This is a genomic window from Salinivibrio sp. MA607, assembly GCF_001996245.1.
GTDB classification, from domain to species: Bacteria; Pseudomonadota; Gammaproteobacteria; order Enterobacterales; family Vibrionaceae; genus Salinivibrio; species Salinivibrio costicola.
This window is the reverse complement of sequence record NZ_MUFJ01000010.1, coordinates 1-15,368: the sequence shown is the minus strand read 5'-3', so window position 1 is coordinate 15,368 and position 15,368 is coordinate 1. Positions and strand designations below refer to the sequence as shown.

The 15,368-nt window shown below is 47.7% G+C and carries 12 protein-coding genes; 6 read left to right on the top strand and 6 right to left on the bottom strand.

Annotated features, from left to right (window positions below; all coding sequences use genetic code 11):
- Positions 1-89 precede the first annotated feature (89 nt).
- The 6 genes from BZG81_RS06565 (at position 90) to uhpC (ending at position 8,642) form a co-directional block, all read left to right on the top strand.
- Positions 90-2,000 carry a PTS fructose transporter subunit IIABC gene (locus BZG81_RS06565; RefSeq protein ID WP_077677014.1) on the top strand — a complete coding sequence of 637 codons (1,911 nt, stop codon included), beginning with the start codon at positions 90-92 and terminating at the stop codon, positions 1,998-2,000.
- A gap of 160 nt (positions 2,001-2,160) precedes the next feature.
- Positions 2,161-3,369 carry a mannose-6-phosphate isomerase, class I gene (manA, locus tag BZG81_RS06560; protein WP_077677013.1) on the top strand — a complete coding sequence of 403 codons (1,209 nt, stop codon included), beginning with the start codon at positions 2,161-2,163 and terminating at the stop codon, positions 3,367-3,369.
- 351 nt (positions 3,370-3,720) lie between these two features.
- Positions 3,721-5,118, top strand: a complete 1,398-nt coding sequence (gene uhpT, locus BZG81_RS06555) for a hexose-6-phosphate:phosphate antiporter (protein ID WP_077677012.1) — start codon at positions 3,721-3,723, stop codon at positions 5,116-5,118.
- Positions 5,119-5,223: 105 nt separating this feature from the next.
- Positions 5,224-5,832 (top strand): transcriptional regulator UhpA, encoded by a 609-nt coding sequence (gene uhpA, locus BZG81_RS06550; protein ID WP_077460442.1) that lies wholly within the window; start codon positions 5,224-5,226, stop codon positions 5,830-5,832.
- Complete coding sequence (gene uhpB, locus BZG81_RS06545) at positions 5,829-7,340, top strand: signal transduction histidine-protein kinase/phosphatase UhpB (protein ID WP_077677011.1); 1,512 nt, start codon at positions 5,829-5,831, stop codon at positions 7,338-7,340. Before uhpA ends, uhpB begins: the two co-directional genes overlap by 4 nt.
- A gap of 12 nt (positions 7,341-7,352) precedes the next feature.
- Complete coding sequence (gene uhpC / locus BZG81_RS06540; RefSeq protein WP_077677010.1) at positions 7,353-8,642, top strand: MFS transporter family glucose-6-phosphate receptor UhpC; 1,290 nt, start codon at positions 7,353-7,355, stop codon at positions 8,640-8,642.
- A gap of 529 nt (positions 8,643-9,171) precedes the next feature.
- On the opposite strand, the gene BZG81_RS06535 is transcribed toward uhpC, so the two are convergent.
- The 6 genes from BZG81_RS06535 to gmd are packed head-to-tail and all read right to left on the bottom strand — an operon-like array spanning position 9,172 to position 15,333.
- Entirely contained in the window at positions 9,172-10,596 is a 1,425-nt protein-coding gene (locus BZG81_RS06535) for a phosphomannomutase (protein WP_077677009.1), read from the bottom strand.
- Positions 10,597-10,603: 7 nt separating this feature from the next.
- Entirely contained in the window at positions 10,604-11,344 is a 741-nt protein-coding gene (locus tag BZG81_RS06530; RefSeq protein WP_077677008.1) for a glycosyltransferase family 2 protein, read from the bottom strand.
- Entirely contained in the window at positions 11,345-12,751 is a 1,407-nt protein-coding gene (locus BZG81_RS06525; protein ID WP_077677007.1) for a mannose-1-phosphate guanylyltransferase/mannose-6-phosphate isomerase, read from the bottom strand.
- Positions 12,752-12,766: 15 nt separating this feature from the next.
- Positions 12,767-13,234 carry a GDP-mannose mannosyl hydrolase gene (locus tag BZG81_RS06520; protein ID WP_077677006.1) on the bottom strand — a complete coding sequence of 156 codons (468 nt, stop codon included), beginning with the start codon at positions 13,232-13,234 and terminating at the stop codon, positions 12,767-12,769.
- An 11-nt stretch (positions 13,235-13,245) separates the two neighbouring features.
- Positions 13,246-14,211 (bottom strand): GDP-L-fucose synthase, encoded by a 966-nt coding sequence (gene fcl / locus BZG81_RS06515; RefSeq protein ID WP_131826431.1) that lies wholly within the window; start codon positions 14,209-14,211, stop codon positions 13,246-13,248.
- Positions 14,212-14,220: 9 nt separating this feature from the next.
- Positions 14,221-15,333 (bottom strand): GDP-mannose 4,6-dehydratase, encoded by a 1,113-nt coding sequence (gene gmd, locus BZG81_RS06510; protein WP_077677005.1) that lies wholly within the window; start codon positions 15,331-15,333, stop codon positions 14,221-14,223.
- Positions 15,334-15,368 lie beyond the last annotated feature (35 nt).

Here is a 15,368-nt window from a genome sequence, read left to right as displayed (position 1 = left end):
CCAGTAAATGCTATTTCTCTGCACTATTTTCCAGCCGCATACGGGCGCAAACTGATCACCATGTTCACACGAATCGGCAGGAGCCCATCATGATATCTGAACTGATCAACGAGCGCTTGATACGTCTCAACCTCGACGCCACCAGCAAGCAAGATGTATTTAATGAACTGAGCCAAGCATTGGTCGATAATGACCGTGTTAGTGATAAAGCCGCATTTATTGCGGATGTGAATGCGCGCGAARCCCTAGGTAATACAGGCTTTGAAGCGGGCATCGCACTTCCTCATGCAAAAAGTGACGCTGTTACCAAACCCGGTGTGGTCATCGGTATTAGCCGAGACGGCATCGATTACGGTGCAGAAGATGGCGAGCGGTCTCATATCTTTTTTATGATTGCCTCTCCCACTAACGGTGGCGACCATCATATTGAAGTGCTGGCTTCCCTTTCTTCCAAACTTATTGAGCCAGGATTCACGCAAGCGCTGCTTGCAGCCAACACGCCCAGTGAGGTCATGACCCTGCTGACTCAGCCCAGCAAAGAAAGCAATAATACGGGACCGAAAAAAGGCCTCATTATTGGTGTAACCGGTTGTCCGGCGGGGGTGGCACATACCTATTTAGCGGCCGAAGCGCTTGAAAAAGCCGCTGACGAACTGGGTTATGAGATAAAAGTAGAAACCAACGGCTCGATTGGGGTTAAAAACTCACCCACACAAGACGACATATTACGCGCCGATGCAATTGTCGTTGCCTGTGATAAACAAACCGATATGACCCGCTTTAACGGCAAAGCTGTGGTCGAAGTCGGCGTTAAAGAAGCAATTCGCGACGGTAAAGGCTTAATCGAAAACGCACTTAATGCCAGCCCTTATCAAGCCGCGGGTACGTCCAAGCAAAGCACAAACACCAACGCACCGTCCACTGGCACCACAAACTGGCGGAGTAACTTATATCGCTATCTGATGAATGGGGTCTCGCACATGATCCCCTTTGTGGTCACTGGCGGGCTATTGATTGCGCTGTCTCTCGCCATTGGCGGTGAGCCAACGGAAGCGGGCATGGCCATTCCAGAAGGCAGTGCATGGCAACAAGTGCTCGATGTCGGTGTGATTGCCTTCCAATTAATGATCCCAGTGCTTGCCGGCTATATCGCCTATGCGATTGCGGATCGCCCGGCACTTGCGCCAGGGTTAATTGGTGGCTGGATTGCCAATACCGGCAGCTTTTACGGCGCTGAAGCGGGCACCGGCTTTATCGGTGCCATCATTGCGGGTTTGCTTGTGGGGTATTTCGTCAAATGGGTCAGCGGAATTAATTACCATAAATTCCTCCAACCACTCGTTCCCATTATGATTGCGCCGATTACCGGTACCCTGTTTATCGCCGCGCTATTTATCTTTGTGATTGGGGCGCCCATTGCCAGCCTGATGGATTCACTTACCGCTATGCTCACCGCCATGAGCACCGGTAACTACATTTTATTAGGGATTGTACTGGGCGGTATGGCAGGCTTTGATATGGGTGGCCCATTCAATAAAGTGGCTTTCTTATTTTCAGTGGGGATGATTGCCAGCGGACAAACTCAATTTATGGGTGCGATGGCCTGTGCTATCCCAGTTGCTCCCCTAGGAATGAGTTTAGCAACCGTGCTAGGCCGTAAGCTTAATATCTTTGAAGCCACTGAACACGAAGCCGGTAAAGCGGCGGGGGCCATGGGCCTGGTCGGGATTTCAGAAGGGGCGATTCCCTTTGCCGCCCAAGATCCTATTGCGGTGATCCCCGCCAATATGATTGGCTCCATGGTGGCGGCGGTGATGGCCTTTGGATTCGGTGTGACTAACAGCGTGGCGCATGGTGGCCCCGTGGTGGCATTACTGGGCGCAATGAACAAACCTGTTATTGCCCTTATTTGTATGATTGCCGGCGCGGTGGTGACTGCATTGGTTTGCGTCAGCTTGAAGAAGGCACGCAAAGCCCAGTGGCTGCAATCAGCCGCTTAATTATGCTATAACCACACCATTATTATCACTTTCGGCCTCGCCAATCGGGGCCGATTTTCTCGTTTAAGAGTATATTTTCTCGTTTAAGAGTATATTTTCTCGTTTAAGACTATATCCTCTCGTTTAAGACTATATCCTCTCGTTTAAGAGTATCGCTTGTATGAATAGCCCATTTCACTCACAGCCCTTTTTTTTAATGCGCAATCCCATTCAAACCTATCAATGGGGGAGCTGCACGGCTCTGCCAGCACTGTTTAATATTGCGAACCCCGACCAACAGCCGCAAGCTGAAATCTGGATGGGCGCGCACCCTAAAGCCAGCTCCGAGATACACGTTAGCGAAGCTTGGCTGCCGCTTAATACCTTGATTGCGTCTGACCCGCAATCCGCCTTATCCGCTGAGATTCATCAACGCTTTGGTGAACTGCCTTTTCTATTCAAAGTGCTCGCCGCAGACACAGCGTTATCCATCCAGGTACACCCGAGCAAGCAAGAAGCCGAACACGGCTATCAAAAAGAAAACCAACAAGGCATTCCCCTATCAGCCGCGCACCGCAACTATAAAGATCCCAATCACAAGCCTGAACTGATTTATGCGCTGACCCCGTTTAAAGCGATGAACGGGTTTCGCCCTTATTCAGACATTATTGCGAACATTGCAAAAATCAATCACGATTCACTCAACCCAATTTTTCAAGCCTTTACCGATTCCCCGGCTGAAGACACGCTACAAAGCGCCTTTGCTCAGCTATTAGCGCTTGAGGCAACCGATAAAGCGGCAGCAGTCGACGCTTTAATGGCAGTGGCCAATCAAAATGCGACGGAAGCCCCCTTCGATACCATTATTGATTTAGCGACACAGTACCCAGGAGATGTCGGCCTCTTTGCGCCGCTATTGCTGAATGTCGTGACACTCGCGCCGGGGGAAGCGATGTTTTTGCACGCCCGCACCCCTCACGCTTACATCAACGGCGTCGGGCTCGAAGTCATGGCCAACTCCGACAACGTATTGCGAGCCGGACTCACCCCCAAGCATATCGATGTTGATGAGCTGATCGCCTGTACAAGCTTTGCTCCCATCGCAACGGCTAACATAACACTCGAACCGACACGCACTGACCAAGGAACGCATTACCCGGTCGCGGTGCCTGATTTTTCCTTTACGCATTACCATCATGTTGACGATCTCACATGCCATATGCACAGCGGTGAAATTATCTTCGCCATTGATGCCTCACTGACTGTTTCTCATGGCGACCACAAGCTGACCATTGAAAAAGGCGAGTCTATTTTTATACCGGCGTGTACGAGCGAGTATCAATTACACTGCCAGGGCGGCGCTGTGAGGGTGTTTAATCAGATAGGATAAATGAGGGTCTAGAATACGGAGAAGAGCAGCTTCATACTTGCATTGAGGCCTTTGCTTTTCCTGTACTCTGTATTCCGTAATCGGTATTCGTGAATGGGAATACGGAGCGCTTCGCTTACAGAATACGGAGAAGATCGAGGCTTGGAACTGCTTCCTGGCCTTTTACTCAGCCGTTTATCGTTCTCGTCTTTTATGATGCTTAACGTTTGTTGTGATGCCTTTCACGATTTATAACCTACTCAATAAAAACTAAGACAATTTCCTAGTTCAACTAAGCCGTCGTCTCAAGGGAGCGGCGTCATCGCGCCGTATACTGCTTGCCATTACCTCCACTCACTTACGAGCGAACTTATGTTGAACTTTCTCAATCAAGTCAGAAAGCCCACATTAGATCTGCCCGCTGAACAGCGCAGAAAAATGTGGCTCAAACCTTTCCTGCAATCTTACTTAGTCGTTTTTATTGGCTATTTAACCATGTATCTGGTGCGAAAAAACTTCAACGTCGCTCAGAACGATATGATCAATCAGTATGGCCTCTCCATGACCGAATTGGGGATGATTGGTCTCGGTTTCTCTGTCACCTACGGAATTGGTAAAACCGTTGTTTCCTACTACGCCGATGGCAAGAATACAAAGCAATTCCTCCCGTTTATGCTGATCCTTTCTGGTCTTTGTATGCTTGGCTTCAGCTTAAGTTTGGGCGGCGGTAGCATCAGCCTCTTTCTAATGGTGGCGTTTTACTCACTGAGCGGCTTTTTCCAAAGTACCGGTGGTCCATCAAGCTACTCAACCATTACTAAATGGACACCGAGCAACAAACGCGGGTCATACCTTGGTTTGTGGAATATGTCGCACAATGTCGGTGGTGCCGGTGCCGCCGGTGTGGCCTTGTTTGGTGCCAACGTTTTCTTTGATGGTAACGTCATCGGGATGTTCGTGTTCCCTGCAGTCATTGCAATCATCGTTGGTGCAATTGGGATGCGATATGGTAGTGACTCACCAGAAGCCTATGGGCTAGGCACCGTAGAAGAGCTTTTCGAAGAACCGATAAGTGATGAAGATCGTGAATCTGAAGAAAACAAGATGACGAAAAAGGAAATGTTCCTTAAGTATATCTTGAAAAACAAAGTCATTTGGCTGCTATGCTTTGCTAACATCTTCTTATACATCGTTCGCATTGGTATCGATCAATGGTCTACCGTGTATGCGTATCAAGAGCTGGGCTTCTCAAAAGAGACCGCGATTTCTGGCTTTACCATGTTTGAAGTCGGCGCGCTGGTTGGCACACTAATGTGGGGATACCTTTCAGATCTTGCTAACGGGCGCCGTGCACTGGTTGCTTGCGTTTCCCTCGGGCTCATTGTCATGACACTCGAGTTCTACCAATACGCCACCAGCGAATTTATGTACCTGTCTGCATTGTTTGCGCTCGGTTTTCTCGTGTTTGGTCCGCAACTATTGATCGGTGTCGCCGCGGTTGGCTTTGTACCGAAAAAAGCGATCAGTGTCGCCGATGGCGTGAAAGGTACCTTTGCATATCTGATTGGTGACAGCTTCGCTAAACTGGGCTTAGGTATGGTGGCCGATGGCACGCCAGTCTTTGGCTTAACGGGCTGGAAAGGCACCTTTGCGGCACTGGATGCCTCTGCACTGATCTGCTTAGGCTTACTGGCCATGGTGGCTGTCGCTGAAGAGCACAAAATCCGCAAAAAGAAAAAGGCGATGAAGCTCAAGGCACAGGCATTATAAATTGAACGCGCAGTCAGCCCCACAGCGCTGCGCGCTCAACAATTGATATACCACATTGCATTAGCGTCATACTGGCGCTAATGTACTGCTTTTTGCAGGCAGTCTATGATCAACGTTGTATTGATTGACGACCATCGAATCGTACGGTCCGGTTTTGGTCAACTGTTAAATATTGAACCTGATATCAATGTGATTGGGGAATTTGGCTCGGCAAAAGAGGCCCGCCAGCACCTACCTGGATTGCCGGTGCATGTCTGTATTATGGATATCTCTATGCCTAATGAGAGCGGCCTGCACTTGCTCGAGCAGCTTCCCTCTAGTATTAACACATTAATGCTAAGTGTTCATGACTCGGCCAGTATGATTGAAAAAGCACTGCAACTGGGTGCTAAAGGCTACCTCAGTAAAAACTGCCACCCAGATGATCTCATTCAAGCTGTGAGAACATTGGCGCAAGGTGGCTTCTTTGTGACCAAAGATATCGCACTGCAACTCGCTGCACCAACCCACCCTTCGTCGTGTCAATTAGCCACACTCACCCGCCGTGAAAAGCAAGTGGCGACCCTGATTGCAGACGGATATGCGATCAAACACATTGCCGACCAATTGGGGATTAGCCCAAAAACAGTGCATGTTCACCGCGCCAATGCAATGGAAAAACTCGCGGTCGATAACAATGTGTGCCTAGCAAAAAAACTCCAACAGGATGTATGAACAAAGCCACGGTTAACTGGGTCATCAACGCCCTTTGCATTTTGTTTTTCGTACTCTGTGCATGGGTGAGCCTTTGGGTGATCAGCCGTTTTCTCTTGCCCACGAATACCCTCGCAGTGGTATTTTTACCCTTTGCCTGTCGCCTTGGATTGATTATCACAACTCGTCGTACGTATTGGGCGGCCATTTACTTGGCCGAATGGCTGGCCTTGGCCATTCTTTTTCAATACTTACCCAGCCAAGATTGGCTTCGTTTAGGGTTACTCAGTGTTCTTTCATGGCCAATATGTCATGTACTAACGGCTTATGCGCACCGCCACCATTGGCCGTTTTTATTACTCGCCAGTGTGGCGGGGTTGGGCCAAAGTGCCACTATCGTGAGTCTGGGGGCGACGTTATCAAGCGATAACATGCTGTTATTACTGGCGCCGCTTACCGCCATGTTAATTGTCCTGCCCTGCTGCTATTTGCTCACTTTTTACCTGTTCTCAAAGCCATGGGGCATGGTTTCTGCCCGTATCGCACACACGCCGATCCTCTTTCATTGGCGCGATGGGCTAATATGCAGCGCCGCGTTTATCTTTAACTTACTCATTCAAACGCAATTACCTCCCTCACTGGACCGTTTTGCACCGTTTTGTTTGGCGATTCCCATCATTTTGTTTGCGCTAAAATATGGCTGGCAAGGTGCATTTCTGGCGACTCTGTTCAATAGTTTGGCATTGGTGGCTGCCCATACAGACGCCTCAGCGACCGCCACGGTAGCCACTGTCGAGTTATTGTYATCACTTGCTGTGCAAACCATGACCGGCATTGGGCTGGGGCTTGCCGTGCAGCGTCAGCGCGATCTTACTACTGGTATTCAGCAACAACTGCGCAAAAACCAATATTTGTCGCGTCAACTGATCAGCACTGAAGAAAAGATCCGACGAGATATTGCTCGCGAGCTACACGATGATGTCGGCCAGAACATAACCGCCATCAAAACCCACGCGAATATCATTAAACGACTGGATAACGATCACGCTTATGCCCCGTATGTGCAAGTGATTGAAGACATGTCGATGAACATTTATCAATCAACTAAAACCTTACTTGCGCAATTGCGACCAACCGTTTTAGATGATGTTAGCTTTGATGATGCCGTTAGCCAGTTGGCGCATGATATGGGATTTGCCGTCCAAGGGATTGATATAAAACTTTCGATTACTCACCATCACCCAGTAAGCGACACCGTGCGTGTTACCCTCTACCGAATTTGCCAAGAGGCATTGAATAATATTCATAAACACGCCAATGCACGTCATGTCGCCGTTGTTATTTCATTGGGTCATACTAGCGCCTTGCAAGTGACGGATGACGGCTGTGGTTTTACCCCTAAAGACACCGTTAACGGCTTTGGTCTGAAAGGCATTCGAGAGCGAGTCGTAGCAATGGGCGGCGATTGCGATATTCAATCCAATCAAAATGGAACATCGCTCACGCTATCACTTCCACACATACCTTAAACAAGTAAGATCATGACAACACAGACGCGTACCCAAGACACCCTCTACGCCTATTGGCGGCGCCATATTATGCTGGGCATGTATATGGGCTATGCAGGCTTTTATTTAACCCGTAAAACACTGAGTGCTGCCTCGCCGGCGTTGATTACAAACCTAAATATCGATATGGCGCATATCGGCTTAATGGGAACGCTATTTTCGTTAACCTACGGCGTGTCGAAGTTTGTATCGGGAATGATTGCAGATCAAACCAACTCACGTTTTTTTATGAGCACAGGGCTGATATTGACGGGCGTGATTAGCCTGGTTTTCAGCCAAATGCACAGTATTGCTGCTTTGACTGCATTGTGGGTGGCTAATGCTTGGTTTCAGGGATGGGGATGGCCAGCGTGTGCCAACTTGCTAACCAGCTGGTACTCCCGCAACGAGCGTGGCGTATGGTGGGCTGTTTGGAATACAGCACATAACCTTGGTGGTGCCATTGTGCCGGTGTTAGTCGCGTATTTAGTCATCCATGTGAATTGGCAGGCTGGGTTTGCCTTACCCGGCGTGGCCGCGATTGTGATTGGGCTGTTATTGTTTTTTTACTTACGTGATAAACCCAAATCACTTGGGTTGCCCAATATTGGCGATTGGCGCAAAGACAAGCTAGAGCAATTTCACGAAGCAGACAGCCCTTCTTTAGCCTATCGCACTATTTTGCATCGCTATGTGCTCACCAACCGCTATCTGTGGTTACTCGCGGTCAGCTATATCATGGTGTATATCGTCCGCACCGCCATTTACGACTGGGGCAATATTTATCTTACCCAACAGCATCACTACAGCTTGATTCAAGCCAATGTTGCCTTGGCCATGTTTGAAGTCGGCGGGGTATTAGGCTCGCTGGTCGCAGGCTGGGGATCTGATCGAATTTTTGCCGGTAACCGCGGGCCCATGTGCATTTTGTTTGCCACTGGTATTTTTCTATCGGTCGCTGCATTCTGGCTATTTCCGTTCACCGATATTTTTATTCACGCACTGTTGCTATTTTGCGTGGGCTTCTTTGTGTTTGGTCCACAAATGCTCATTGGCATGGCTGCGGCTGAGTGCTCCCACAAACAAGCAGCAGGCGCATCGACAGGCTTTGTCGGCATTTTTGCCTACTTAGGCGCAGCCGCCGCTGGCTACCCTCTCGCGCTGATTATTGAAGCTTTTGCGTGGCAAGGCTTTTTTATCGCGATAGCGTTATGCGCGGTGACCATTGGGCTGGTACTGCTCCCTTTTTTAAGAATGCAGGTGGATACGAGCGAGGAGAAATAGAACAAGAACGGAAATCTATTATTCAATATATACTTGGGCTTGTGTCATCGCCACCAATGGAATCACCTGGCGGAATACGAAATACGAAATACGAAATACGAAATACGAAATACGAAAAAAGCATATCGTGCCTGGCCCCGTAGATAAAGTTCCTTGGCCCTTGGATCCTAGGTACTGCTTTTCGCTCTTCTCAGTATTCAAGATCCCGAATCTCGCGTAGATCGGACAAACACCAATGGCACCATTGGCGTAGGTCGGCATAAGCGCCTGCACAATGTGAATCACGAATACCCAAAGCTAGCCGCGCGCCATCCGACATCAAAGCCAAAGTTGGCGCCGGTGTTAAAATTAGGGCTGATCGTGACAGGCGCTGTAGATAAAGTTCCTAGGGCCTAGAAACTACTTTCCGACCTTTCCGTATTCCCATTAACGAATACCGATGACGGAAAAAGCAATAGCTTCAATGCGAGCACGATCTACATCTAGTTTCTTTACTGTATTCCGCATTCAAATAATAACGATGGTGCGTCTATATTGAGTAAATACGCTTAATCGCCGCCAGTACTTTGCCAACCAGCGCTTCGGATTTTGCTGCCTCATCACTTTCGGTATAGCAGCGCAGTTCAGGTGCGTTACCTGATGGTCGTAGGTGCACAATATCACCGTTGCCTAGCGTAAGACGCAATCCATCGGTTGTATCCACACCGGAGACCGTTGAACTTGCCATATCAAACTTAGCCAAAAGTGATTGCGGCGATTCAATCCCCTCTTCAATCAACACTTGGCTGATAGATTTATCCACTTCTTTTAGTCTATCACTGGCTGTGTAGCGAGTCGGCAATGCACCAACCCGATCAGCCAACTTGCCAACCGTGCTTGCCATGACCATAATCGCCGGCAATACAGCATCCCGTGTTGGTAGTGCCTTAAGCGTCTGCCCATTGAGCTGAACATCACTGCCGAGCAGAAAACCACCATTCGCTTCAAAGCCCGCTACTGAAGTCGCATCCTGACTAAGCTCACTTAATGCCTCAATAACGTAAGGGGAGCCAATTTTCGTACGCTTGACTTGTTTAAAGCCCGTTAGCCCGTCAATCATGGTATTACAGCTAACAGGCATCGCAATGGCTTTAATACCTAAGTCTTGCGCACACAATGCACATAAGGTATCACCACGTAGCCATGTACCCTGCTCGTCAGCAAGCAGAGGTCGATCCCCATCACCATCGGTTGAGAAAATAAAATCTAATTGATGGTCTCGTGACCATTCAACCGCTCTCGCTTTATCTTCATCAGAGACGGCTTCAGTATCAATGGGGACAAACTCATCACTACGACCTAAGGAAACGACTTCAGCACCGCAGGCCTCAAAAATCACACGATATAAATCACGCCCAGCGCTTGAGTGTTCATAAATACCGATGCGTTTACCCTGCAAGACGGAATCTGAAAATAAACGGGTGTAGCGTTCAATATACTGCTTGGCCGCTGTTTCATTCACCTGCAAAGTAGGTAGTTCTTTCACAGGAGAAAAAGCCACTTGCGCACCCAAAATCGCTTGCTCATCCGCCTTTGTTATTTCACCGTCAGGGCGATAAAACTTAAGGCCATTGCGGTCAAAAGGAATATGGCTTCCAGTGATCATAATGGCGGGAATCGCCTGTTGCATCGCAACATACGCAAGCGCGGGCGTCGGCACCACTCCGTAATAAATAGGTTCAATACCTTGTTGCAGCAAGACAGCAGCACAAGCATGAGCCATATCTGGACTACTGGGGCGATTATCAATCGCAAGTGCTACTTGCTTTATCGGTGTTTTATTTTCCAAGCTTGCCACAAACGCCACGGTAAACGCAGCACACACATTATTGGTAAAGTCAGTAGCTAACCCGCGCGCACCACTGGTACCAAATTGAATACTAGATTTTGCGATTATTCTTTGGGATACAAGCATATTATTCTCAAAAAAACTGGGAGATCTTAGAAACGTTTTTCCACATGATGGCAGAAAACCATGATATTTGATTATTTTTTAATGCACGAATATCTTCTTTCGTTTTTTGATATATCGTTTTTATACTTCGATTACTAATCCCACCAAGGCGCATTTTTATCGTTACTTGTGGTAAATAGGTCGTTTTAACCCCATTGACAAACAAGTACCTCAATAACGAATCATAATCTGCTGCAATCCGAAATCTAAGGTCAAAGCCGCCATAGGCTTGGTAACAGGAGCGCTTCATGTAAAAAGTAGGGTGCGGTGGCATCCAGCCCCTAGTCAGTTTGTTACGCTGATACTCACCTGAACGCCAACGCCTGACTACGTTAGCCGTATTATCCGCTCCAACATAATCGAGGTCCGCATAGACCGCATCAGCACCGTGAATTGATAATTGATTGACAATATCTGTAACCGCCGATGAGTATGCGAACATATCATCTGAGTGCAAAAAACCAACAACATCGCCCGTTGCAGTCTGAATGCCCTTATTTAACGCATCATAAATGCCTTTGTCGGGCTCACTAATAATTTTGGTCAGGCGTTTGGAGTGCTGTTTTACGGTCTCTACCGTCTTATCCGTAGACCCGCCATCAATAACAATATATTCGATATTGGGATAATCTTGGCTATCGAGTGATGCTAACGTATCTTTGATCGTGTTTTCACTGTTAAAAGTTGCGGTAATAATACTAACTTTCATTTAATAGCCCACGCCATACTCTTCTAACCGCACCACATCATCTTCATTGAGATAACAGCCGGAGCGAACTTCAATAAGATGCAGATCGATTTTTCCTGGGTTCTCAATCCGGTGAGGCGCACCTAACGGAATAAACGTTGAAGCATTTTCAGCAACGAGATAGCTTTTATCACCATTCGTGACTTTGGCGGTACCTTGCACCACTACCCAATGCTCCGCACGATGATGATGTTGTTGCAGAGCAGTACGCTCTCCCGGTTTAATCTTGAGATGCTTAACGTGATACCTATCACCCGCAGCGATTTCGTCATGTGATCCCCAAGGGCGATAGACTTCTCGATGTTGCTGATACTCAGTGCGATCTCGTTGCTTCAGTTGGCTAACAATACTTTTAACATCTTGGACTTTATGGCGATTAGCCACAAGCACTGCGTCTTTGGTTTCTACGATGACAAGATCTTCAACCCCCACTGCTGAAACCAACTTATCTTGAGAATAAATATAATTATTTTCAGCTGCCTCTATCAGCACATCGCCAACCACGGCATTACCCGCCTCATCTCGTGGCGAGATTTCCCACAACGCGCTGAATGAGCCCACATCACTCCATCCGGCATCCATAGGGACCATCACAGCATCTTGCGTGTTTTCCATCACCGCATAATCGATTGATTCGGCCGGGCATTGCTCAAACGCCGCTTCGTCTACACGCACAAAATCAAGATCGGGTTTAGCTTGTGCCATCGCCTGTTGACACGCAGCTAAGATATCGGGGCGATGCGCCTGTAGCTCCTCAAGAAAACGCGAGGCTTTGAACATAAACATGCCACTATTCCAGCAATAGTCGCCACTTTGAACATAGTGCTCAGCCGTTTCCAGCGCGGGTTTCTCTACAAACTCGCTGACATGGAAACCAACCTCCGAATAGGCCTCACCTTTTTTTATATAGCCATATCCGGTTTCGGGAGCGTGAGGGACAATACCAAAGGTAACTAGCTGGCCACTTTCCGCAATAGGCTGTGCATCCCTAATAGCTTGTTTAAACGGTTCTGTAGCATTGATGACATGATCGGCGGCAAGCACAAGCAACATCGGGTCATCACCTTGCTGTTGTGCATGCAAGGCCGCTAACGCAATTGCCGGAGCGGTGTTACGTCCAACCGGCTCGAGTAATATGCCACTGTGTGCTTGTTGTGTTTCGCGCAGCTGCTCTGCAACAATAAATCGATGATCCTCATTGCAGATAAACAGTGGCGCTTGGTGTTCAACGCCGTTTAAACGAGCAACGGTTTCTTGCAGCATACTTTTTTCACTAGTCAAGCGAATAAACTGTTTGGGATATAAACTGCGAGAGAGCGGCCACAGACGGCTACCAGAGCCGCCAGCCATAATGACAGGTAATAACATGGCGTTTACCTAATTCTATTGATATTGATGAGAAAAGTACGCTTTGGTGTTCGCATGCACGTGATCGGATTGAAGTAAATCGGCTTCACTCCACCACTGATATCCTTGATGCTGTTCATTAGGCAATGCGGATAAATCAAGATCTAGCGTTAGTTGATAACCGAGTACCACATAATGAGTCGAAAAAGTATTACCAGAGAAGTTATCCACATAAAAATGCTGATACGGACCAAGAAACGTGGCTTCTTCTATCGAGCGCTCATGTCCTAGCTCTATCGCCGTTAGCCGCGAAAAGGCTTGTGTGAATGTTTCGTCTTTAGCTATCCGACCACCAGGTACAAACCAATACCCTTGTGCAGGGCGATTGTTTCTTAAACCCAGTAGGATCTGACCATTCGTATTACGAACAATCAGATCCATGGATATTAGCGGCGTCGCGGCCACAACAGTTTTGAATAACTCTGTCTCTAATCGTTGCATCATCCCTCCACTCGTTACTGACGGAAGGTATCTTGATTGGCCAAAAACCATTGATAGGTTTTCGTTAAACCTTCTTCCAAGCTGATCTGATAGTGCCAGCCTAGTGCTGACAGCCGTGACACATCCATCAGCTTACGGGGTGTACCATCAGGCTTAGAGCTATCAAACACAAGCTTCCCTTCGTAACCAACTACCTTGGCCATGGTCTCAGCCATTTCACGAATGGTGCAATCCACACCAGTACCAACATTAATGTGCGATAGCATAGGCTCTGTGTTGGCTTGATACGTTTTAGCGTCAAGCTCCATTACGTGTACAGAGGCAGCAGCCATATCGTCTACATGCAAAAATTCTCGCATAGGCTTACCCGTTCCCCACACAACAACTTCAGCGTCACCGTTGAGTTTTGCCTCGTGAAAACGTCGCATTAGTGCGGGAATTACGTGAGAGTTTTCGGGATGAAAGTTATCATTTTCCCCATATAAATTGGTCGGCATCACACTGCGATAGTCGCGGCCATACTGGCGGTTATAAGACTCGCACAGTTTAATCCCAGCAATTTTCGCTATCGCGTAAGGCTCGTTTGTCGTCTCAAGCGCACCGGTTAGCAACGCATTTTCTTTCATAGGCTGTGCTGCTAACTTTGGATAAATACAGGATGAACCTAAAAATAACAGGTGCTGAATGTTATTCTTGTGCGCAGCATGAATAACGTTACACTCTACCATCAAGTTTTCATAAATAAACTCTGCAGGGTAAACATTGTTAGCGTGAATACCGCCTACTCTAGCCGCCGCAAGGTAAACTTGATCAATCCGCTCAGCAGCAAAAAATTCATTCACTACATGTTGATCGAGTAAATCTAACTCGTTACGAGAACGTATGATGATCTCAATATCATCACGAGCAGAGAGTTGGCGAACGATCGCTGAGCCCACCATGCCATTATGGCCCGCAACAAAAACACGTTTCTTCACAATTGACACCAATTAGTTTTCTAAAGAAATTGCAACATCAAAACCATGCGCCTTTAAGAGGGCATGTTGTTTGGCTTTAGCAATGTCTGCCGCCACCATTTCAGCGCACATCTCTTCAACTGTTATTTCAGGTACCCAACCTAACTTCGCTTTCGCTTTGCTCGGGTCACCTAATAGAGTTTCTACCTCAGCAGGACGGAAGAATTTTGGACTGACCCGAATAATTACATCACCTACGCTTACTGTGGGCGCTTTGTCAGTATCAACCGCAGTAACAGTCGCTATTTCATCCACACCGTCACCGGAAAATGCGAGCTCAATCCCCGCCTCTTTGGCAGACATACGCACAAACTCACGCACTGAAATCTGCTTGCCGGTCGCTATGACGAAATCATCGGCTACATCTTGTTGCAGCATCATCCACTGCATGCGCACATAATCTTTCGCGTGACCCCAATCACGCAGTGCATCCATATTACCAAGATGTAAGCACGACTCTAATCCTTGAGAGATATTGGCCAAGGTGCGTGTAATCTTACGGGTGACGAATGTTTCTCCACGGCGAGGTGATTCATGGTTGAATAAAATACCGTTGCATGCGTACATGCCATAAGACTCACGATAGTTAACCGTGATCCAATATGCATACATCTTAGCAACCGCATAAGGAGAGCGAGGATGAAATGGCGTGGTTTCACGTTGAGGGATTTCTTGCACTTCACCATATAACTCAGAAGTAGACGCCTGATAGAAACGGGTTTTCTTCTCGAGCCCATTGATACGAATGGCCTCGAGCAAGCGGATAGTGCCCATCGCATCAACATCCGCTGCGTATTCAGGCGACTCAAACGACACCGCAACATGTGACATTGCGCCTAAGTTGTAGATTTCATCTGGCTGAATTTCTTTCACTAAACGAATCAAATTCGATGAATCTGTTAGGTCACCGTAGTGAAGGTGTACTTGAGTGTTCCTACTACGAAGTGCATCGATACGCTCAGTATTAAACGATGACGCACGACGAATGATCCCATGAACCTCATAGTCTTTTTCAACCAACAACTCTGCCAAATAAGAACCATCTTGGCCTGTAATACCACTAATAAGCGCTGTTTTTTTATTCATTTACAATACCTGACTATTCATTTACAATACCTGAC